The organism is Rhodococcoides sp. S146-33, assembly GCF_059489205.1.
Genome location: NZ_JCAJWY010000001.1, coordinates 237,756 through 258,067, shown reverse-complemented (window position 1 = coordinate 258,067; position 20,312 = coordinate 237,756). Strand labels below are relative to the sequence as shown.

Sequence of the window (20,312 nt, the reverse complement as noted above, 5' to 3'; positions counted from 1 at the left end):
GAACGTCGTGACTGCGACCAGGGAGGCGACACGGACTGATCGGTCGTTTTTTGGTGCAGTCACCGCGCAGCGTGGAACCCGGGCCCGAAGCGATGGCGGAAATCAGACCCCGTGCTGGTTTATCGCCGTGAACGAGGAGTTCGGTTGGTATCGCCTGTGATTCGAGGAACCGAACCGCTGGCGACGTCCGGAAGGTCGCCGGTTGAGGTACGTGCCGTTCCTGCCGACGACTCCGATCGCGGCGGACGGGTTCTGACGAATTGCCCGGCTATCGAACCTACGAGCGCGATGCCGAATCCGATGCACTGAATCGCGGTCATGTTCTGCCCCAACACAACCCATCCAATAGCCGCGGCCGTCAGAGGGCTCAGTACGCCGAGGAGTGTGACCTTGGCGGTAGGGAGAGCGCGAGCGCCGCGAAACCACAGTGAATAGGCCAAGGCACCACCTACTACTGCGAGCCAGGCGTAGCCGACTACAGCGTCGGTATCGATTGCCCATGGGCCATTGTCGACGATCGGAATCAGCGGGGTAATGGCAATGCCGCCGACGAGTAGTTGCCATGCTGTGGAATTCAGCGGACTGGTGTCGGGTGGCACACCCCATCGCTTCGTAAGGGCGACGCCGGTCGCCATGCTGACGGCTCCGACAACTGCGGCGGCGAGGCCGATGGCGTCGAGTCGGATTGCACCGGACACTGCAGTCAATGCAACCCCGATGACGGCCATCGCTGCCCAACCGACCTGGATGGGACGCGGCCGTCCCCATCCGAAGATCATCGATATCGCGACGACGACAAGCGGCTGCGCAGACCCTACGACGGCGGCGACGCCACCGGGCAGCCGGTAGGCCGCCACGAAGAGCATCGGGAAGAACAAGCCGATGTTGAGAAGGCCGAGGGCCGCCGTCTTCAGTCGCCACCCCGTGCTGGGGATGCCCGGTGCAATGAGCAACAGAAGTAGCCCGGCGGGCACCGCTCGCAGCACGCTGGCCGTCATCGGTCGATCCGGTGGCAGGAGTTCGGTGGTCACCAGGTAGGTCGTGCCCCAGAGGATGGGCGCGAGGGCGGCAGTGGCCGTCAACCCGAGAGTTGAGGGCGCGATGTCACGCGGGAGGCGTCGGGCATCGGTTGCTTGTGACTGCATGCGAGGCGTTCGCATTGGGGCTCATCTCCAGGGTGCTTTTCGGAAACATCTTAACGTTGAACTATCTAGCGTTGAACGCTAGGACTGGCGTGGCAGAATGTCAAACAATTGAGCGCTGAAGTTTTGAAGGGTGGTGGGTCGATGGCACACGAACCACTCGACGCAGTGGACCGGATCGTCCAGCAGTGGCACGCCGAGCGGCCCGATGTCGACGTCAGCCCTATGGCCGTTATCGGCCGCATCAGTCGGGCAGCGTCCGTTCTGGAAAAGCGCACGCAGGCAGTGCTGATCGAATTCGGTTTGCAGCCAGGAGAATTTGATCTCATCGCGACGCTTCGTCGGGCCGGGGCTCCCCATCGCCTCACCGTCGGACAGCTGTTGGACAGCGCAATGGTGACGTCCGGCGCTGTCACGCACCGCTTGAACCGGCTGACCGATAAAGGACTGATCGAACGAGAGATCGACCCCACCAACCGCCGGGTGGTCATCGTGCAATTGACGCCGGCCGGAGTTGCTGCAGTGGATGCCGCGCTGCCCGCGCATGTGGCCAACGAGGAAGCTCTGCTCGGGTCGCTGAATCCGGATGAGCGGAGCCAACTTGCAGACTTGTTGAAGCGGCTGCTCCTGGACCTTCGGTAGAGGTGCGGTGATCGGGCACTCGCACAGAGCCTTCCGCATCTCAATCAACTGTGGTACTGCATGAACACATTCGACACGTCGAAAGGCGCATGAGCGCCCGTAGTCACAGCATCTTCGGTCTCTGGACACCGAGGTGTGCATCATGAAGCTTGCCGAGGCCCTCGCTGAACGAGGGGAACTGATCAAGCGCACCCAACATCTGAAAGTTCGGATTCTGGCGAATGCCCGCCACCAGGACGGTGAGTCACCGGCCGAGGACGCATCGATTCTGTTGTCGGAGTACGCATCTGCACTCGATCGACTCGAAGTGCTCATCCGTCGAATCAACAGGACCAACAGCGCCGCGACCGTGCGGGACGGAACCATCACCGATGCCCTCGCATCCCGCGACGTGCTACGTATGCGGCACAAGGCGATTTCCGCGGCGGCGGATGCGGCATCAGGACGGGATCAGGAGCGTCGGTACGGCCCCCGTCAACTACGGTCGGAGTTGGTCTACGTCGCAGCGCTTCCAGTTGCCGAATTACGCTCTACTGCAGACGATATCGCCAGGAGGATTCGGCTGGTGGACCTGGAGATCCAACGCGTGAACTGGGAATTCGATCTGATCGAGTAGTGAGTCAGGTGCCGGGTAGTAGGTAGTTTTCGTTCGAGGCGAGCACGTGCCGTGGCCGGCGGTTTCCGGCCCTTCTCCTGCGTAGTGAGCAGCGTCAACGGGTATCTACCCGATCACATTGCAGCTCAGTACAATTGATGGAGGACGGCGCACATCACACATCGCATTACCGTGTGCTGATCGAACGGGAACGAGGGTGGGCAAGGGGCCACCCGGCATCATGGTCTCCGCGGCTGTTCGCGGCTAGTCTGAACAGAATGAAGACTCCATCGATATCACTCGAACGGCCCGCCCTGATCGTCATCGACGTGCAGGCCGGATTCGACAATTCGGAGTTCTGGGGACCGCGGGACAACCCGTTGTGCGAGAGCAATATCGCTGCACTCGTGGATAAGTGGAAGTCGGAATCGTGGCCGACCGTGTTCGTTCGACACGACTCCGACAACCCGCAGTCTCCATTGTCGCCGGCGAGTGCGGGGCATGCCTTCAAGGAGATCATCGATGGGACGCCGGATCTGTTGGTCAGCAAGCGAGTCAACTCGAGCTTCTACGGCACGCCGGATCTGGACGCCTGGCTTCGGAGCGAAGGCATCGAGCAAGTGGTGATCTGCGGGATCACCACCAATCACTGCTGCGAGACGACCGCGCGGATGGCGGGCAACCTCGGCTACGACACCTATTTCGTCATCGACGCAACCCATACCTTCGATCGCGTCGCACTCGACGGAAGCATTGTGCCTGCCGCGACGCTGTCGGCAATGACGGCGACAAACCTGCACGGCGAATTCGCAACGGTGGTTACGGCTGCCGGCCTACTTTCGGTGTGATGCTGTGCGTGCGGTCAGAGACTCGATCGTCTCGCTATCAACCCCCGGGCTGCGGAGATCGCGGCGACCAACGCAACGAAAGCTACCGCGACGACGGTTGATGCTGTGTCGGGGCTCGAGTCGTTCAACAGCAACCACACCCAGGTGAGAACGCCGGCGACGAGCCCGGCCACGGTGCCGTGAAGGGTAGCAACGGATTGCGTGTTTTCCTTCGAGAGCGTTTCCCTCATCAATCGATCGGCAACTCTCGTTGCGGCCACCGCGAAGAAGCTGACGATAGCTCCCGGGATGAGGGACAGAACAACGAAGACCGCGCCGAACAGAACCACGGCTGGATTCGACACGATTGCTAGAAGATCGACACCGATGAAGGTAACGGCGAGTGCAAAAGCCAGCGAGATCGGAAACCACACCGCCGACTCACGCCGGAAGCTCACCGGTTGTCGCTGCACACGGTTGTTTTCGTCGTCGTCGCTACTCATCGTCGCGGTGTGACAGAGCCGGGGGTGTCCCGTTCTGGATCATTTCGTACAGCTTCTTGATGGCCGCGTACACCTCGACTGGCTCGACGTAGCTGTTCTTTTCGCGCATGGCACTTTCCAGTGCTTCACCGTCCTCGATGTGTTCGGGAACCAGTACGTGCCAACGGTATCCACGGGGTCGCAAACGGATACCGGCCTCGGCCAGATAGGAATTGACGTCGTCGTTCTCGGCCCTCATGTCGTCTTCGGTGTAGGGCTCGAACCACACTTCCGTAGGCGGTTCGCTGGGGTGACCGCGGGTTACTTTGACGGGAGGGTGCGCGGACACGGGGTAGGGAGTTCGGTAGCAGCGTCGGGGTCCAGCGACCCACGCAGTCAGCGCCCCATGTGCATTCGGGATGACCTCAACGTATCTGCCGGCCGGCAGACCGTCGGGAATCTCGCCGTCGGCCTCTGCCGTCTGAAAGGCACTCCAGTACTGGGCCATCTCATTGCTCCTTGTGCACTGTGAGGACGAGTGCGCGAAGCGGACAGTACAACATCAGATGTATGCCGTCGCGACCATGGCCACGCCCACTACCGCGGTGGTACTGAGTGCTGTACCGATGGCGTTGTATGCCGCGAGGCTGTACCGCCGGCGTTCGAGAAGGCGCACGGTCTCCACACTTGCCGTGCTGAAAGTGGTGTAGCCACCACAGAATCCGACGCCGACTATGGCCTGCACCTGTTCCGGAGCCGATCTGAACGCGACGAGCCCCGCCACGACACCGAGCACGGCCGAACCGGTGACGTTGATCAACACTGTGGCGTAGGGAAATTCGGCCTTCAGCCGCGATCGGACGACGCCGTCGAGCACGAATCTGCTCACTGCCCCTGCACTTCCGGCGAGAACGACCCACAATGCGATCATCGCTTTTCCTCCGCCCGGCTGCCGAACCGCTGGGCGAGAACGATGCCTGCTCCGGCTGCGAACGTACCGACGACCACGCTGACGGTCATGTACACCGCGGCAGCGACCACACGATGATCTCGTAGCAACTCCACGGTCTCGAGAGCGAACGAGCTGTACGTGGTGTACGAGCCGAGTACCCCCGTCCCGATGCACAGCCGGATCCGGCGTCGCCATCCCTGGTCCGGGCCGGACTGTGCGAGGCGCTCCAACAGCATTCCGAGAACGAACGCACCGGTGAGGTTGATGACGAGGGTGGTGAACGGGAACGAGCCTCCGCCTGCCGGGTACGCGGACTCCGCGCTGTAGCGAATACCGGTACCTACCAGGCCGCCAAGAGCTACCGCGGCAATTGCTGCTGGTTGCAGATGCAGTTGACGCGATGAGCCCGGGCTGTCGGGGTCCACCGGCAGTGATCGGTCGGCGGAGTCAGCGCCGTGCGTCTCGTCGAAATTGTTCATCGAACCTCTCCCTATCTGCGGACATGCCAGTGCCGAGACAGGGACTGTTGTCGATCCGAGGACCGAGGTTCGGTTACGGCGAGCCCCACCGCCGCTGCGCACGTCAGGCGCGTATTCATGATGACACACTGCCGTGCGGCTCCGCCGCAGTGGCACGGTCAAGTGCCCTGGGCGGCACCTACCCGCACCACTGCCGAAGGCACTGGACCATCGTAACGGGCGATCGGGCGAATGATCTTGCTGTCGTGCGACTGTTCGACGATGTTGGCGCACCACCCCACCATCCGACTGCACGCGAAGGTCGGTGTGAACATGGATCGCGGAATTCCACACAGTTCCATCACGACGCCGGCGTAATACTCCACATTGGCGTACAGCTTTCGATCCGGCTTGAGATCTGCGAGCGCGGCGGTGATGACCTTCTCGACCTGCACAGCCTTGTCGATGAGCGCTCCGCCCATCTCTTGTGCGGTCTCGCGCAGCATCACCGATCGGGGGTCATCGGTCCGGTATACCGGATGACCGAAGCCCATGATGCGCTCGCCTGCAGTGATTTTGGAGCGTGCCCAGGCATCTGCGGAATCGATGTCGGCAATCTCGTCCAGCCCGTCGAGTGCGCGATCCGGTGCACCCCCGTGCAAAGGACCGGCGAACGCCCCGATCGCGGCGCACGCCGCGGACGCGATGTCCGACCCCGTCGACGCGACCACTCGTGCGGTGAATGTCGAGGCGTTGAATCCGTGATCGATCGTGGCGGTGAGATAGCGGTCGACGGCTCGGGCGCTGGCGGCGTCTGGCACTTCTCCGGTGATCATGAACAGCCAGTTCTGCGCTGTCGTCAGGTCTTCGCGCGGCTCGATGGGTTGCTCGCCGGAGCGAATCCTGTGCACAGCAGCCAAAATGGTCGGAGTCATCGCACACAGGCGCAAAGCCGTAGTCCGTTTGTCCGCCTCCGACGACTCGTACAGCGGTACCGACCCCGCGAGACCGGACAGCACCGTCCGCAACGCCAAGAGGGGCTGCGCAGGTCCTGATCGCGCCACCGTCTTCACGGCAGCGGCGACGTCGTCCGGTAGCACTCGCAGAGGTGCCACCATGTGCAGGAACTCGGCGCGCTCTGTATCGCTCGGCAGTCGACCGTCGACCATCAGGAACCAGGCGTCTTCGAACGTGCCCGTCAGGGCCAGGTCGATGGCCGAATACTGGCGGTAGTGATAAAACCCTTCGTCACCTCGCACGTCCCCGATCGAGGTGGTGGTGACGACGACGTTGTGCAGCCCGCGCGGGGCTTCGAGAACGCTCATGACTGATCTCCTTTGTCCTGGTCAACCCCCACGATCCGCGTTAGTATTGATCGTTGTCAATGTTGATTCCGTCAATGCGAAAGATGAACATGACATCGAACGACGGTCGAAATCTGCTCACGACGGCCCAAGCCGCAGCGCGACTGGGCGTCAAGCCGGAGACGGTCTATGCCTATGTCAGCCGCGGGCTGCTGACCAGTACTCGACTGCCCGGGGTGCGGGGGAGCGTATTCGACGTCGACGAGGTGGAAGCACTCGCCGGCCGCGACACAGCCCGTCGCACCGATATCGGTGCAGTGGAGCGTATTCGGACTCAGACCACACTGATCGACGACGGTCATCTGTACTACCGGGGGCGCGATGCCGTGCACCTCAGTTCTCGCTCTTTCGAGTCGGTTGCACACTTCGTCTGGACGGGTGAGCTGCTCGAAGAAGTACGATTTGGGGCCGATTCCGCTGTGGTGGAACGATGTCGACATGCAATGGCAGCGATGGCACCGGATTGTCGCTCGATCGATCGCATACGGATCGCCGTCGATGTAGCGGCCACCTACAGTCCGATGCGATTCGACATCGGCTCCGCCTCTGTAGTGCGCGAAGCGCGGCAGCTGCTGGCCACGGTGGGCGCGGCTCTTGGCGGGCAATCCCCCGAACTCTCGGTGGCGGAATCCGTCTGGGCGGCAGTGAAGTCCGATGCATCCGATCCAGGTGGACGCGTCCCGCTGCAGGCCGCGTTGGTGTTGATGGCCGATCATGGTCTGGCGGCCTCGACTCTCGGAGTTCGCGTGGCGGCGAGTACCCGTGCCAATCTGTATTCGGTTCTCGCGGCAGGGCTCGGGTGCATCGACGGCCCCCTGCACGGTTCCGCTGCGGACCCCGTGCACAGGTTCTTGGCGACTGCGATCGCTGATCCGATCACAGCTCTGGCAACACAATTGAGGTCAGGAGCGCATATCTCGGGATTCGGGCACGTGGTGTACACCGACCGAGATCCACGAGCAGAGGAACTGCTTCGGTTGCTCAGAGATCCTGCACACGGTGCCGACCCCTCGGTGATCGAGGCTGCGGACGTCGTGATCGGCGAGGTGAGCGAACGGTTCGATACCTTTCCCAACTCGGACTTTGCTCTTGCCACGTTTGCCCTTGCCTACGGACTCAGAGCGGACACGCCGGAGATGGTGTTCGCACTCGCCCGAATCGTCGGGTGGACGGCGCATGCCCTCGAGGAGTACGAGGAGGCATCTCTGCGCTTTCGAGTGCCGGGAATCTACACGGGTACCCGGCCGGGGACCTACTGAGGCGTCGAGCAATCCACCATCGCGAAGGCGGAGCGCAATTGTGCTCGGGCCGAATCGATTTCGGCCGGTTTTCCGGCGAGGTGGTGCAGAAGGGCTCGCTGAAAGATGCCGTCCAGAAGGACGTACGCCGACGCTCGATCGAGAGATGGCGTGGTTCCGCGGAGCTCGCAGTAACGAGCGACCACGCGCCAGATCATGTCTACTCGACGTTCTTCGATCTCGAGCACCTCGGCGCGGAACGAGTCGTCGAACAGGGCTTGATTCCGCAGGTCGTACCAGAGTCGGTGGATGCCGGCGTCCGCAGCCAGAGTGGCGAAGTACTTGGCCTCGAAGTCCGCGTAGAGACCCGACGCGTCGACCGCGTTGGCTACCACCTCGTCGTAGCGTGTGACACAGATGGCCTCGTACTGGCGCACTGCGTGCGTGATGAGGTCGAGCTTGTCGGTGAAGTAATAGTGCAGGACGCCGTGCGAGAACTCGGAATTCTGCGCGATCTCTCGTAGTGACGTGCGCGCATAGCCCAGCTCGGCCAGCGTGTGCAGCGTGGCCTGAGCCAGTTCGGTTCGTTTGGACTCGAATTTGTTGCGAGCTCGCTCTTCGATACGCGCGCGCGGATCGACCGTGTGTGGCATGGACCGGCTCCTTTCCGCGCGTGTCTATCCCAGAGTATGCCCGACGGTTGGCAGCATCGCCGCGGTCAGTCGCGGTGCCCCGTCGTCATCCCAGTGCGACGGGAAGCAACCCTAGAGGAGTTTCGGATGCGATGTCGGCGAGAGCATCATTCAGCTTTACGGACTCGAATTCGAAGCCTGATATAGGTGAGCTGTAAACCCAGCCGTAATGCCGAACTCTTCTGCAGCTGCCGAGCAACTCGTCCTATACAAACAGTCCTGTTATTAGTACCGATTGTCGCGCAATGACTTTCGTCACCGGTGACTGACGAGACGTAGCGGGAAGCGCCTGGCCGGCGCAGCGTGCTATTGCGCGCTCTGATTACTGTCATCTTGGCATCAGCGGACCAACACAGGTTTCATCAAGTTTGATAGGCCAGCGCTCAGAAGCAGAATTCGCCGGGGTTGGCGAGGACAGTAGTGACAACTCCCGCGGCCGCGATCGCCGCGACGACGACGACCACAATCGCCGCAACTGAGCGGGTTCGAATGGCCAGCGTTATGAAGGGGACCATCCACACAGCAGCCACGGCAATGAGGTACACAATCCCGAACGTGGACGGCCTCAACTTGTCTCCGTCGCAGCTGGTGTCGGACACCGCGAACCTGCCGAACGTCGCATAAATGCCGGCGAAGGCGGTCCACCCGACGAGTGCGAGGCCGACAGCCAGGGTCCTCGTGACCTTCCGCCTACCCATATCCGCGCAGTCTAGCGTTCGGCCGCACCGCCACGATGGAGTCGGGTCATCGGTGCCCAATCCCTAGTAGTAGTCGAGTCCGCGGGGGTGTTTGTTTCGCCTGATCGTCGACGATGACTCTCATCGGGTGCGAGGTCCTCACTCGCCAGCAAACAACGGTGACAAGAAGCGGCGTTCGTAGCGCCTGATGCATCCTGTGGTTCGGGCGAATTCGATCGCTTCGATGCAGTCCGGGTCTACGGCGGACTCTTGTCGGTAGCGTTCGTAGGCTGCGAGCGAGTCGAACGTGAACAGCGCGAAGGCTTCGTCGCTGTCTCCTTCGCTGGGCAGGAAATAGCCGTGATGCGTTCCGCCGAACCGTTCGACCAGGGGGATCCAACGTCGTCCGTATTCGCGAAACTCATCGAGGCGATTGGGGTCGATCTCGTATCGCAGGTGTATGGAAATCATCGTTCGTCCTTCGGTAGCCGGGTTGCTTCATCACTTGGACCAGCGGCTACATCAGCCGAGGGCGACAGGGAGCAACCCTCGAGGCGTCTCGGACGCGATGTCGGCCAACGCGTCGTCCAGCGTCGGATATCGAAACTGGAAACCGCTGTCTGTCAGCACATGTGGATCCACCCACCGGCTCTTCAGGACCAGCTCGGCCTCGGTGCGGATCACCCGAGCACCGAATTGCAGCAGCCATGCCGGAGTCGGTAGACCGTGACTGCGACCCAGAGCATTCCTGACCTGCTGCATCATGTCCTCATTGGTCACCGGAAACGGTGTGGCGACGTTGACGGGGCCGGAAATGCCCCGGGTTTCGTAGAGATGGTCGAGAACCCGGGCAACGTCCGCGACGTGCACCCAACTGAAGATCTGACCGCCGTCGCCCATCGTGCCACCGAGCCCCACTCGCGCCAGGTCGATGATCGGATTGATGGCCCCGCCACCTGCGCCCAACACGATCGACATGCGCAGCGCCACTCTTCGAATGGCGACGTCCGCGTCGAAAAGCTCACGCTCCCACGCTCGGCCGACCTTGACCGAAAATCCGGATCCCAATTCGCCGGTTCGCTCGTCCATCGGCCGGTCACGGGAATCGCGATAGATCGTTCCGGTGCTGGCATTGACCCACAAGTCGGGTGGGTTCGGTACCTGCGCCAAGGCGCGTCCCAGTTGGGCGGTCGTCTGGATGCGTGACGACAGGATCGCGTCTGCGTTCTTCTTGTTGTAGCGACAGCTCACCGACCGCCCTGCCAGATTGACGACCAGATCGGCGCCGTCGAGAACATCGACGACACTGCGGTGATCGGACCACGTTGCGTCGCTGGTTGTTCCGCGTCCGATGGTCTTGACCCGGATGTCGCGTTCTTGGTAGTAGCGACGCAGATACCCGCCGATGTAGCCGGAGGCACCGCAGATGACGACGGTCGATAGTGAATCGTTCACTGGTCCAACCCTTCCGAAGAGGTCATTCGTTTCAAGAGACCGGCCACGTCGGTGACCAACCCCCGTGCGACGGGAAGACGAGCCAGACGTACGGCCTTGGATACGACGGGCACGAGCCCGTCGACCAGAGTGCGGGTTCGTCGCTGGTCGTCCGAGGAATCGGTCACCCAGTGCAGAGTGACCCCCATGTAGATCATCCAGAGCAGCGTCGGGAGAGCATCTTTCAGCGACGCGGGGATCTTCTGTTTCGACGTGTCCAGGGTGGTTCGCATGAGGTCGATCGCCATGGACCTGGCGTCGGACGATTCTTCCGAGAACGGACTGGAACTAGTGCTCGTCGGCAACGCCAAATGCAGGAAGGAACCACCGAACGCGTGATAGGGCTCCATCACGTCCAGGCCGGAATGCAGTACGGCGGCGAGATTCTCCGACAGTGAGCCACCCTCGACGAGAACGCTGAGCGCACGCTCGCGATGATCGCGCTGAATCACCATGTACAGCTCGTTGACGAGCTCATCCTTGCCTGCGAAATAGTAGTAGGCATTGCCGAGCGAGACGCCTGCTTCGTCGGCGATGCGACGCATGGTTGTCGCCTGATACCCCTCTTCACGGAAGAGGCGCAGAGCTACCTCGACCACCTTGTCGCGTGTCTCGGACGTGCGTGCCATCGATCGTCCCCATTTCTGAACGTGTTCAAAACCGACCGTAGACCGTTGTTTGAACATGTTCAAGTCCCATGTGTGTGACCGGGCTCGTGCACTCACGACGTCGGCACAGGTTCGATTTCCGGCAGAACGTCGCCGCCCGTCGTCGTAGGGTCGCTGCTATGAATCCAGAACGTGTGGTGGCAAGTCGACATGTGGCTCGAGTTATCAGACGCACACCCGAGGAGGTGTACGAGTACGCGGTCGATCCCGCGAACTTGCCCACATGGGCGGCAGGACTGGCGAACAGTCCCGTGACCATCGACGGCGATCGACTCATCGCCGAATCTCCGATGGGACGCGTGACAGTCCGTTTTGTGCCCCGCAACGACCTCGGCGTCCTCGACCATGACGTCACGCTGCCGTCGGGGACGGTCGTGAACAATCCTGTACGGGTATTGAGCCATCCGAACGGCGCGGAAATTCTGTTCACGGTCCGTCAGATCGAGCTCAGTGACGAGGAATTCGAGCGCGATCTCGACATGGTCGCCGAAGATCTGAAGAGACTCGCGGAGTTGTTGGAAGCTTAGTGACCATGCGCGTCCATCAGCGCTTCTCGCCACGGCCCGGCCGGGTGCACAGATACGAACTCTCTAAGCGACTCCGAGGATTGCGCCCGCTACTGTCGATCCCGTGAGGTGGTAGCTCGCGGTGACAGCTCCGAAAACGAACGGCTGCGGAGTGCTGGGCGTCAGTGCATTGGTCAACGATGCTGCCGCGGAGGCGAATCCGACACCCAGGCCGACGAATACACCAGCTATCACGCTGGCCGAGTCGGTGGCATCGAGAGCGAGAGCAATGACGATGGTCGTCGCGACAGAGCAGCAGAACGGAACCACATAGTAAGACAGCGGGAATCGACCTCCCGTCTGTTCACGATCATGCCCGATCGAGCGATCCCACGCGCGTCCGAACAACGGTCCGAACCACAGCGCGCCGAGGGCGTAGTACGCAACCGCCGCCGCGGCGATGTGCAGCCAGTTCACGATTTTCCTCCTCGGCGGACAACAATCCAGTATTCAGTGGTCACGACTCGATCGTCTCGGGTCTGGGGGCCAGTTGTATTGCAGAATTGCGACATGGAAGACAGCCGGCCCGCGTCCAAGCCGATCGAGGTTCACGAACGATCCGGCGTCATGGCCCCTTCTCTCCTTCGTCGCTTCGACGCAACCTGGCACGAACCGGCTGCAGAGGTTCGCGATGTCGTCGACGCATACTGGAGCGTGCAATGGGAATTGTCTGCAGGCGAAGCCATCGAGCAGCGAGTCCTCGAGTTTCCGGCTGTGACGGTCAGCGTGGAGACCGGTGCAGTGCCTGCGCCGTTCATGGTCACCAACGTTCAACGCAGAGCGTGGACCCGAACGATCGAAGGCCGAGGCTTCGTGTTTGCCGTCCGACTCCGTCCAGCCGGTTTGGCGGTGGTGTCCAACCTGGATCCAACGAAACTATCGGCAGCACAACCGATCAGCAGAGAACTCGATGACCTTCTCTTCGGCGTGCTCGGTACCATCGCCGCGAAGGATTCGGCTGCCGAACATGCTCTGCGGGCAGATTCGGTGATCACCGAGATGCTGACGAAACGACGACCGACTGCCGAACACCTTCTCGCGAACGCCGTAATCGACACATTGGCACAGGGTGTCGGCAGCAAACCCGGGCAATCCGTGGCAGGAATGCTTGGGGTCAGTGAGCGGGCCGTGCAGAGGGCGCTGCGATCGACACTCGGGATGGGCCCCAAAGCAGTCGCCCGACGGGTTCGACTACAAGAAGTCTTGCAGCGCTTGTCGCTCCCGGCGGCCGACGCTGCCCACATTGCTGCTGACCTGGGTTACGTCGATCAAGCCCATCTGATCAACGATTTTCGTGGCGTCGCGGGAATTACGCCGGGCGCGTACCTTCGTGAACTCGCGGCGCTCCTCCGCGCCTGAAGAGGTGGTGCCAACATTCAGTCGGAATCGAACGGCGCGTCGGTGTCCACAGTCGAACGAACCTGGGTAGCGGAATACTCGCTGCATTGCGCGCATCGGGTGAGCAAATCATGTGTGCACGAGACGACGTGCTCGAGGAAGCGCTCGGCATTGTCGAGTTGGGCTTGTTGCCGTCGTATTCGGGCCAGTTGTTCTTCGATCACTGCGGTTCGTCCGGGCTCGTCTCGATGAAGGATCAGGCGAATATCGGCCAAGCTGATTCCAACGTCTTGACAGGCTCGCAACACCCGCAGTCGTCGTACATGTTCTTCGCTGTAATCGCGGTGGCCCGACGGTAGACGCTCGGGCACAACAACACCCACGTCGTCCCAATGTCTCAGGACATGGGTCGGAACGTCGAGCTCCAAGGCGACCTCTCCGATCTTCACCCGCTGATATTCCCATGTTGACTTCAGGTCGACCTGAAGTATTACCTTCATCGCCATGACGATCGACAGATTCGATCTACCAGCGCCCGTCTTCGTGTCCGTGGGCGGCGATTCGGTAGCGACCTACGAGCTGACTCCCGACGTGGACGTGCCCTCCGCTGACGTTGTGTTCTGCCATGGAACGCCCTGGTCGGCTCAGGTGTGGGCGAAGGTCGCTCGACATCTGAGCGATGGCCATCGGGTCTACCTGTGGGACATGCCCGGATACGGCCGCTCCGCACAGGGATCCGATGTGCGGACCGACCTGGCCACGCAGATGTCACGGTTCGCGATGCTGCTCGACCACTGGCGCTTGGAGCGTCCTTTCGTCGTCGCGCACGATATCGGCGGTGCCGTCGCGCTGGGAGCCCACCTGATGCACGGCCGCGACTACAGCAAGTTGTTCCTGTGGGATGTGGTGACCCTGGACCCGTGGGGATCCGAATTCTTCCGACTCGTCGCGGACAACAGCGACGTCTTCGCTGCGTTGCCGGCTTCCCTACACAGGGCATTGGTTGCCGAATACATTGCGGGAGCCGCATATCAGCGGCTGAACCCTGACATCGTGGAGATGTTGACCGAACCCTGGATATCCGACGAGGGTCAGGCCACGTTCTACCGACAGATCGCCGAACTGCGTTCCGAAGACACACGACCCATCGTCGACGCACTTCCTCGAGTCCGCTGTGAAGCCTCTATCGGATGGGGCCGGCAGGACCCCTGGATTCCCGTCGAACAGGCGTTTCGACTGCGGCAGTTGCTGCCGGGAAATTCGTCTGTGATCGCCCTTCCGGGCGTGGGGCACCTGGCCCCGTTGGAAGCGCCCTCAGCCGTCCAACAGGCCTTGGACGCATGGCTGGGTTGAGCGTTGTGAATACTGGGTCTGTGTTGCTGAGACGAATGGGGACGTCCCTGATCGGAGGCAGAGGGGCTCGGTGGCTCCGTGAGCTGAACGAGCGATACCCGTGGAGTCACAACGACTACTTCCACAGCTGGATTCTGGCCAACCTGCCCGAGAGGCGCGGCAGTGCGGTCGACTTCGGTTGCGGACGAGGTGGATTGGTGCGCGCCTTGGCTCCACACTTCGATCGAGTTACCGGGGTCGACCGCGACTCGGAGATGCGCCGAATCGCAGAAATCACTCCTGCGGATTCGAACAATGTGACCATCACGGATCGCCAACTCGATTCCTGGGCGGACCATTCGGCCGATCTCGTAACGATGGTCGCCGTCCTGCATCACCTCGACATGGACGACGCATTGCGCCATATCGAACGAATTCTTGCGCCGGGCGGACGCGTGCTCATCGTGGGTCTCGCGCCACCGCGAAGCGTACGAGATCTGCTGTGGGATTCCGTCTCCATCGTCACCAATCCACTGATCGGATTTCTCCACCGGCCATGGCCGAGTCCGGTGACGGCACCACCGCCGCCGTTCCCCGTCATGGACCCTGTGCTGAGCTTCGACGAGATCGGTCACCTGGTTCAGAACCGACTCCCGGGCGCGGTCATGCGGCACCGCATCGGGTTTCGACACACAATCGAGTGGACGAAACCGGGCAGCTAGTCACACCCACGGTGCTCGGCGTTCCCACCATGGCATCGTTCTGGACCGGTCTATCTCTACGGTGACGTCTCGATACCGTTGATCCAATTGCGCTACGGCGACGCGTAACTTGTGGGCACGACGCCCATCGCGCCGCATGAGTCGCTCCAATGCGTCGCGTGGCCCGTCGCCGAAAAAGTGGCCGTCGCACCCGGGACAACCGGTGAGGCCGGCCAATTTGGGTATTCGGTAGTCACGCAGGAGCCTGGATTTTCCATTCACGCGCTTTTCAGCATATTCGACGCGCTGACGCCACTGCGCCAGATAGTGGAGGGCCCAACCATCGTTCCGCGCCTTGCGCGGCCTGTTGGGATTCATCGGACGAACGGGGGCATTGCCCTCTCGTGCAGAATTGTCATCGAATGCGCCATGTCGGAGGCGGGGCCGGTGAGTGTTTCGGGCTGGTCGAGCGAACGATACCGCACCAGCGACACCTCCAGTAGTCGACTCAGGAAAGGAGGATCCGAATGTGGGATGTGCACACAGCGGGAGTGCTGCGGTTGCCGTCGGGCAGTCTCGTTCGTGGACGCGCCTTGCGCAATTCAATTCCTGATGGCCCACTGCCGGAATTCGGCGTCTACCTACGGGGCAGAGATCCAGGCGACTTCGACTGGGACAGCCGGTGGGTTCGGTGGCCCGACTTCTGGCTGCCGTCCGATTCGGAAGAACTCCGGGTCGCACTGCGAGAGGCACTGCGCCGCTGCGTAACTGAGAGAGTCGAAATCGCGTGTGCGGGTGGTGTGGGGAGAACGGGCACAGCGTTGGCGTGTCTTGCTGCGCTCGACGGTATGCCCGGCCGTGCGGCTATCGACTACGTTCGGCGGCAGTACTCGAACCGAGCCATTGAAACGCCCTGGCAGAAGCGCTTCGCGAGGACATTCGTGACACCGGGGTCTCTGCTCTGAGCAGAATCTCCGACACCTCATGGAATCGAGGCCTAGGCTCCGATCATGGGCGAGGTCATACGAATCGATGAGCGCCGAGCAGCGCGAACAGTGGAACCGTTGTGGCGTGAGGTGGTCGGCCGAAGGTTACGCGAGCGCAGGCACGCCCGCGGCGACACCTTGGCCGAGTCCGCTGCCCGCGCAGGCATTGCGCCGCAGTACTTGTCGGAGGTCGAACGTGGCCGCAAAGACCCGTCGAGCGAAATCCTTGCGGCCGTCGTCGGTGCCCTGGGCACGTCCATGGCGGACATCTCGCGCCTCGCGCATCACGACCTGTCGCGTGGCGATGCGACGTTGATGGCTGCCTGACGTCCCTCGAGAACCTGGTCGACGACGCCGTACTCGCGGGCAGCTGAGGCCGTCAACACCAGATCTCGGTCAGTGTCGTGTCGAAGTGTCGCCGCCTCGCGCCCGGTGTGTTTCGCGAGGATCGATTCCATCTCGGCCCGAACTCGGACCACCTCGTCTGCAGCCAGAATGAGATCGGGAATAGTGCCACGTCCCTGCGCCGCGGGTTGATGCAGCACCACCCGGCTGTGGGTCAGCGCCGAGCGTCGCCCCGGTGCCCCGGCGGCGAGCAGTACGGCACCGGCTGCGACAGCTTGCCCCACACATGTTGTGGCAACCGGTGATCCGATGAACTGCATGGTGTCGTAGACGGCCAACATAGCGGCCGTATCGCCGCCCTCGCAGTTGATGTACATCGAGATTTCCTGATCGGGTGAGTCGGCCTCCAAATGCAGAAGCTGCGCGATCATCGCGTTCGCGACGCCTGCGTCGATCCCGGTGCCGAGGTAGACGATGCGCTCACTCAACAAGTGCGAATAGACATCGACGACGCGTTCTCCGCGCGAATCTCGTGTGATGACATTGGGAATCGTGTATGTGCTCATCGTGCCATCTCCATTCCGAAGGACACCCGTCGTGCGGGCATGACCTGGTCGAACGAGTCGACGATCGCATCGACGAACCCGTACGCACGCGCGGCCTCCGCGGTGAACCAGCGGTCGTGGAGGGAGTCGTCGAAGATCTGCTCGCGTGTTTGCCGGGTGTCGTCGGCGATCAAGCCGAGCACCGTATCTCTGGTATGACGCAGATCGTTGGCCTGCACCTCCACTTCGACGGCCGAGCCTCCGATGCCCGCCGAGCCCTGATGCATGAGGATCCGTGAGTGCGGCAGGGCGTACCGCTTTCCTCGCGTGCCCGAGGACAACAGGAATTGACCAGCGCTGCAGGCCAATCCGAGCGCGAGGGTCGAGACATCGCAGGGGACGAGGTGCATCACATCGCGGATGGCGAGCATCGCGGGAACTGATCCGCCCGGGGAGTGGATCCACAGGGCGATGTCGGCCGAGGAATTCTCGGCGGCCAACGTCAGCAGATGAGTGGTGAGAACCGTGCCGTTGTCGTCGTCGAGGGGGCCGTCGAGCACGAGTACTCGGTGCCGTAGGAGTTGGTTGCGGAGTTCGGGTGGGAACATTCGAGGCGATTCGCTCATGAGTCGAGTGTGAATCCGAATTCGGTTGCGCACCAGTGATTCTGCTGTGGGCAGCGACGCTGCTCACAGCTGCGTCGGCCGCCGAGGGACAATGGTGAGATGACTGCACTCGAGTTTTCCGAATCCATTGTCGTCGCTGCACCGGTCGAGAAGGTGTACGCCGTCGTCTCCGATGTCACCCGAACGGGCGAGTGGAGCCCGATCTGCCAGGAATGCTGGTGGAACGAGCCCGACGGCGGTGGCGTCGGATCGACGTTCACCGGACGCAACGTGGTGCCGGGCCGCACGTGGGAGACGGTGTCGACAGTGGCAGCAGCCGAGCCTGGTAGCGAATTCGCCTGGGTGGTGGGCGACAACTTCGTCGGCTGGGGCTACACCCTCGAGTCGGTGGACGGTGGCACACGCCTGACCGAGAACTGGAACTTCCTGCCCGACGGAATCGCGATGTTCAACAGTAAATTCGGAGACGACGCGCAACAGGAAATCGACACCCGTAGCCAAGCGGCACTCGACGGCATCCCGCGCACCCTGGCGGCGATCAAGCGAATCGTGGAAGCCGAAGCTTGAGTGCAGTCGTTCAGGTGCGCTGACTGCCCACTATTCGACTCCCGTGGCGGGATTCCGTCTCTCGACGCAAATTGTGGACACTCAGAGCACCACCGACGGTTAGCGTGATCGCATGGCAGCAACGGTTCTGCGGGTATCCACGGTCCTCGAATCACGGGGCCCTGCGGCAGCGATTGTGCTCACGGACGAGCAGGTCGCGTCGCTCGGTTCCACCAAAACTCCGCCGGTCCGGTTCACGATCGGTGGACAAACCGTGCGCGGCCGTATCGGGCGCATGGGCGGCGAGAACCTGCTCGGGCTCAACAAGAGCGTGCGCGCCACCTTGGGCGTCGAGGCCGGCGACACCGTCGACGTGACCATCGAGTTGGACGACCAACCGCAGGTGATCGAGGTGCCGCCGGCGTTGGCGGCAGCTCTGGACGCGGATCCCGCTGTGCGCGCTGCGTTCGATGCGCTGGCACCGTCGACGCGTAAAGAGCATGCCCGCTCCGTCGCCGATGCGAAGCGGGACGACACCCGCCAGCGGCGAATCGCGGCCATCGTGGAGGCCCTCCGGCCCTGAGTCCGAGTGCTGCGATCGCGGCACAGGCTGCAATAGAGCCCGTAGTGACACCACTGGGGCTTGACGTGACACCACCGTGGTGTCATTGTTGACCCATGGAACTTGGGCAGTACGTCACCGATCTCCAACGTCGACTGGTCGAATCGGCAGCGACCGGAGACGAGAACACTCGTGCCGCTGCCGAACGACTCGTCGACGGCATGGATGCGGCGACGCGTCTGGTGATGCTCGACGTGCTGTCGGCCGCGGTCGGAGACATCAACCGCGACCTTGCCCCCGGTTCCGTGGACATCAGGCTGCGTGGACGTGAGATCGAATTCGTCGTGGCGGCACCTGTGGCGGAACCAGGAGATGACGAGCACGCATCTCCCGCAATCGAACTCGACGACACCAGCACGTCTCGCACGACGCTACGACTGCCGGACGCACTCAAGTCGCGGGTGGACGAGGCCGCGGTGTCGGACGGGATGTCGGTGAACACCTGGTTGGTGCGAGCCGTCGCCGCTGCTCTTCAACCCAACCAACGGCGCGCTGCGCAACGCACGGTGCGTACCGGCGACAACTTCGCCGGTTGGGCGCGCTGAGTTCCTGAACCACCACAGCTCCTCAGTAGCTCTGCACTCAGCAGGGTTTCACAACCATGCCCATAGGGAGGCATCGTCATGCCCGAATTCGCTACCCCGACGCCGATAGACCTGGCCATCGATCTGCAGGTCGGCAGCATCGAAGTTGTTGCGGCAGAACGCGTCGACACCGTCGTCACCGTCGGGCCAACCAACCCGTCCAAAGCCGTAGACCGCAGAGGTGCCGAGAATACCAAGGTTGAGTTCGACGGAGAACGGCTCACCGTCATCGGCCCCAAGTCGCGCATCAGCTTCTTCGGGCCGACCGAGTCAGTAGACGTGAAAGTCGAACTGCCGCAGGGATCTCGATTCACCGCGGAAATCGCAGCCGGAAGTCTTCGGACGTTGGGCGATCTCGGTGCCGTGCGCATAAAGAGTTCCACGGGCCCGGTGGAAGTGGATTCGGCAGAGGATCTGTGGGTGCGTGCCGGGCACGGTAACGCGACAGTGGGTACGGCACTGGGGAATATCGACATCACTGCCGATCACGGACAGATCCGAGTCGGCACGGTCGTCGGCGATGCGACCCTCAAGGCGTCGCACGGCTCGATCATGCTGCGGGAGTCGGGCACCGACCTCGACGCCAAGCTCTCCTATGGTGATCTCGATATCGAGAAATCACTCGGCGCAGTCACTGCGAAAACTGCCTACGGCAGCATCACACTCCACGAAGTACGCACTGGGGCAGTCCAAGTCGAAACCGGATACGGGCAGATTACTGTCGGCGTTCAGCGAGGAGTGCCGGCGTGGCTGGACCTGTCGTCGAAGGACGGGCATGTTCGCAACGAACTCACCCCCGTGGGCGCACCCGACGACACAGAAGAAAGCGTGACGATTCGCGCTCGCACACGGTACGGCGACATTGCTATCCGGCACAGCTGAGAAGAACA

29 protein-coding genes are annotated in these 20,312 nt (G+C 62.1%); 14 read left to right on the top strand and 15 right to left on the bottom strand.

All coding sequences use genetic code 11. The features are described 5' to 3' along the window. Positions 1-119: 119 nt before the first annotated feature. On the bottom strand, positions 120-1,145 hold the full coding sequence (locus AC5WEY_RS01265) for an EamA family transporter (protein ID WP_495644358.1): 1,026 nt from the start codon (positions 1,143-1,145) through the stop codon (positions 120-122). A gap of 141 nt (positions 1,146-1,286) precedes the next feature. Here AC5WEY_RS01265 and AC5WEY_RS01260 point away from each other — a divergent pair, with 141 nt between their 5' ends. The 3 genes from AC5WEY_RS01260 (at position 1,287) to AC5WEY_RS01250 (ending at position 3,227) form a co-directional block, all read left to right on the top strand. Next, complete coding sequence (locus AC5WEY_RS01260) at positions 1,287-1,784, top strand: MarR family winged helix-turn-helix transcriptional regulator (protein ID WP_495644357.1); 498 nt, start codon at positions 1,287-1,289, stop codon at positions 1,782-1,784. Between the two features lie 142 nt (positions 1,785-1,926). Then, complete coding sequence (locus AC5WEY_RS01255; protein WP_495644356.1) at positions 1,927-2,400, top strand: DIP1984 family protein; 474 nt, start codon at positions 1,927-1,929, stop codon at positions 2,398-2,400. Between the two features lie 257 nt (positions 2,401-2,657). Further along, positions 2,658-3,227: a cysteine hydrolase family protein gene (locus tag AC5WEY_RS01250; protein WP_495644355.1), complete on the top strand. Its 570-nt coding sequence runs from the start codon at positions 2,658-2,660 to the stop codon at positions 3,225-3,227. 14 nt (positions 3,228-3,241) lie between these two features. Here the strand turns inward: AC5WEY_RS01250 and AC5WEY_RS01245 are convergent, their stop codons facing one another. The 5 genes from AC5WEY_RS01245 to AC5WEY_RS01225 form a co-directional block, all read right to left on the bottom strand. Further along, positions 3,242-3,709 (bottom strand): hypothetical protein, encoded by a 468-nt coding sequence (locus AC5WEY_RS01245; RefSeq protein WP_495644354.1) that lies wholly within the window; start codon positions 3,707-3,709, stop codon positions 3,242-3,244. Then, positions 3,702-4,196 carry a DUF5956 family protein gene (locus tag AC5WEY_RS01240; protein WP_057478999.1) on the bottom strand — a complete coding sequence of 165 codons (495 nt, stop codon included), beginning with the start codon at positions 4,194-4,196 and terminating at the stop codon, positions 3,702-3,704. Before AC5WEY_RS01240 ends, AC5WEY_RS01245 begins: the two co-directional genes overlap by 8 nt. 54 nt (positions 4,197-4,250) lie before the next feature. Next, a complete protein-coding gene (gene crcB, locus AC5WEY_RS01235) occupies positions 4,251-4,619 on the bottom strand; it encodes a fluoride efflux transporter CrcB (protein WP_495644353.1) in 369 nt (122 codons plus the stop codon). Next, a complete protein-coding gene (locus tag AC5WEY_RS01230; protein WP_495644352.1) occupies positions 4,616-5,119 on the bottom strand; it encodes a fluoride efflux transporter FluC in 504 nt (167 codons plus the stop codon). The genes crcB and AC5WEY_RS01230 overlap by 4 nt, the downstream gene beginning before the upstream one ends. Positions 5,120-5,277: 158 nt before the next feature. Further along, entirely contained in the window at positions 5,278-6,423 is a 1,146-nt protein-coding gene (locus AC5WEY_RS01225) for a citrate/2-methylcitrate synthase (protein ID WP_495644351.1), read from the bottom strand. Between the two features lie 89 nt (positions 6,424-6,512). Between AC5WEY_RS01225 and AC5WEY_RS01220 the strand changes: the two genes are divergently transcribed. Continuing rightward, a complete protein-coding gene (locus tag AC5WEY_RS01220; protein ID WP_495644350.1) occupies positions 6,513-7,721 on the top strand; it encodes a citrate/2-methylcitrate synthase in 1,209 nt (402 codons plus the stop codon). Here AC5WEY_RS01220 and AC5WEY_RS01215 read toward each other — a convergent pair. From AC5WEY_RS01215 to AC5WEY_RS01195, 5 genes are all read right to left on the bottom strand, one after another. Then, positions 7,715-8,353 carry a TetR/AcrR family transcriptional regulator gene (locus tag AC5WEY_RS01215; RefSeq protein WP_495644349.1) on the bottom strand — a complete coding sequence of 213 codons (639 nt, stop codon included), beginning with the start codon at positions 8,351-8,353 and terminating at the stop codon, positions 7,715-7,717. The genes AC5WEY_RS01220 and AC5WEY_RS01215 overlap by 7 nt on opposite strands. Before the next feature lie 422 nt (positions 8,354-8,775). Beyond that, positions 8,776-9,090: a hypothetical protein gene (locus AC5WEY_RS01210; RefSeq protein WP_495644348.1), complete on the bottom strand. Its 315-nt coding sequence runs from the start codon at positions 9,088-9,090 to the stop codon at positions 8,776-8,778. Positions 9,091-9,228: 138 nt separating this feature from the next. Then, positions 9,229-9,540, bottom strand: a complete 312-nt coding sequence (locus AC5WEY_RS01205) for an NIPSNAP family protein (RefSeq protein ID WP_495644347.1) — start codon at positions 9,538-9,540, stop codon at positions 9,229-9,231. A 51-nt stretch (positions 9,541-9,591) separates the two neighbouring features. Beyond that, a complete protein-coding gene (locus AC5WEY_RS01200; RefSeq protein ID WP_495644346.1) occupies positions 9,592-10,524 on the bottom strand; it encodes a TIGR01777 family oxidoreductase in 933 nt (310 codons plus the stop codon). Then, positions 10,521-11,192 (bottom strand): TetR/AcrR family transcriptional regulator, encoded by a 672-nt coding sequence (locus AC5WEY_RS01195; protein WP_495644345.1) that lies wholly within the window; start codon positions 11,190-11,192, stop codon positions 10,521-10,523. The genes AC5WEY_RS01200 and AC5WEY_RS01195 overlap by 4 nt, the downstream gene beginning before the upstream one ends. Before the next feature lie 158 nt (positions 11,193-11,350). Here AC5WEY_RS01195 and AC5WEY_RS01190 point away from each other — a divergent pair, with 158 nt between their 5' ends. Then, positions 11,351-11,758: an SRPBCC family protein gene (locus AC5WEY_RS01190; protein WP_495644344.1), complete on the top strand. Its 408-nt coding sequence runs from the start codon at positions 11,351-11,353 to the stop codon at positions 11,756-11,758. A gap of 63 nt (positions 11,759-11,821) precedes the next feature. Here AC5WEY_RS01190 and AC5WEY_RS01185 read toward each other — a convergent pair whose 3' ends face one another. Further along, the gene (locus tag AC5WEY_RS01185; RefSeq protein WP_495644343.1) at positions 11,822-12,214 is read right to left on the bottom strand and encodes a DUF1761 domain-containing protein; all 393 of its coding nucleotides are present in this window, start codon (positions 12,212-12,214) and stop codon (positions 11,822-11,824) included. A gap of 93 nt (positions 12,215-12,307) precedes the next feature. Here AC5WEY_RS01185 and AC5WEY_RS01180 point away from each other — a divergent pair, with 93 nt between their 5' ends. Then, complete coding sequence (locus tag AC5WEY_RS01180) at positions 12,308-13,156, top strand: helix-turn-helix domain-containing protein (RefSeq protein WP_495644342.1); 849 nt, start codon at positions 12,308-12,310, stop codon at positions 13,154-13,156. Positions 13,157-13,173: 17 nt separating this feature from the next. On the opposite strand, the gene AC5WEY_RS01175 is transcribed toward AC5WEY_RS01180, so the two are convergent. Next, complete coding sequence (locus AC5WEY_RS01175) at positions 13,174-13,635, bottom strand: MerR family transcriptional regulator (protein WP_495644341.1); 462 nt, start codon at positions 13,633-13,635, stop codon at positions 13,174-13,176. A gap of 4 nt (positions 13,636-13,639) precedes the next feature. Here AC5WEY_RS01175 and AC5WEY_RS01170 point away from each other — a divergent pair, with 4 nt between their 5' ends. From AC5WEY_RS01170 to AC5WEY_RS01155, 4 genes are all read left to right on the top strand, one after another. Further along, positions 13,640-14,488: an alpha/beta fold hydrolase gene (locus tag AC5WEY_RS01170; RefSeq protein WP_495644340.1), complete on the top strand. Its 849-nt coding sequence runs from the start codon at positions 13,640-13,642 to the stop codon at positions 14,486-14,488. Between the two features lie 20 nt (positions 14,489-14,508). Then, positions 14,509-15,189, top strand: coding sequence for a class I SAM-dependent methyltransferase (locus AC5WEY_RS01165; protein WP_495644339.1), 681 nt, complete (start codon positions 14,509-14,511; stop codon positions 15,187-15,189). A 506-nt stretch (positions 15,190-15,695) separates the two neighbouring features. Continuing rightward, positions 15,696-16,133 carry a protein-tyrosine phosphatase family protein gene (locus tag AC5WEY_RS01160; protein WP_495644338.1) on the top strand — a complete coding sequence of 146 codons (438 nt, stop codon included), beginning with the start codon at positions 15,696-15,698 and terminating at the stop codon, positions 16,131-16,133. 45 nt (positions 16,134-16,178) lie between these two features. After that, positions 16,179-16,481: a helix-turn-helix domain-containing protein gene (locus AC5WEY_RS01155; protein ID WP_495644337.1), complete on the top strand. Its 303-nt coding sequence runs from the start codon at positions 16,179-16,181 to the stop codon at positions 16,479-16,481. Here AC5WEY_RS01155 and AC5WEY_RS01150 read toward each other — a convergent pair. Both AC5WEY_RS01150 and AC5WEY_RS01145 read right to left on the bottom strand, forming a co-directional pair. Next, entirely contained in the window at positions 16,439-17,065 is a 627-nt protein-coding gene (locus tag AC5WEY_RS01150) for a ClpP family protease (protein ID WP_057478985.1), read from the bottom strand. The genes AC5WEY_RS01155 and AC5WEY_RS01150 overlap by 43 nt on opposite strands. Further along, complete coding sequence (locus AC5WEY_RS01145) at positions 17,062-17,670, bottom strand: ClpP family protease (RefSeq protein WP_495644336.1); 609 nt, start codon at positions 17,668-17,670, stop codon at positions 17,062-17,064. The genes AC5WEY_RS01150 and AC5WEY_RS01145 overlap by 4 nt, the downstream gene beginning before the upstream one ends. A 99-nt stretch (positions 17,671-17,769) precedes the next feature. Here AC5WEY_RS01145 and AC5WEY_RS01140 point away from each other — a divergent pair, with 99 nt between their 5' ends. From AC5WEY_RS01140 to AC5WEY_RS01125, 4 genes are all read left to right on the top strand, one after another. Next, the gene (locus tag AC5WEY_RS01140; RefSeq protein ID WP_057478983.1) at positions 17,770-18,237 is read left to right on the top strand and encodes an SRPBCC family protein; all 468 of its coding nucleotides are present in this window, start codon (positions 17,770-17,772) and stop codon (positions 18,235-18,237) included. A gap of 112 nt (positions 18,238-18,349) precedes the next feature. Next, positions 18,350-18,799, top strand: a complete 450-nt coding sequence (locus tag AC5WEY_RS01135) for a YdeI/OmpD-associated family protein (RefSeq protein ID WP_057478982.1) — start codon at positions 18,350-18,352, stop codon at positions 18,797-18,799. A 95-nt stretch (positions 18,800-18,894) separates the two neighbouring features. Next, on the top strand, positions 18,895-19,383 hold the full coding sequence (locus tag AC5WEY_RS01130; RefSeq protein WP_495644335.1) for a histidine kinase: 489 nt from the start codon (positions 18,895-18,897) through the stop codon (positions 19,381-19,383). A 78-nt stretch (positions 19,384-19,461) separates the two neighbouring features. Then, positions 19,462-20,304 carry a DUF4097 family beta strand repeat-containing protein gene (locus AC5WEY_RS01125; protein ID WP_495644334.1) on the top strand — a complete coding sequence of 281 codons (843 nt, stop codon included), beginning with the start codon at positions 19,462-19,464 and terminating at the stop codon, positions 20,302-20,304. Positions 20,305-20,312: the final 8 nt, after the last annotated feature.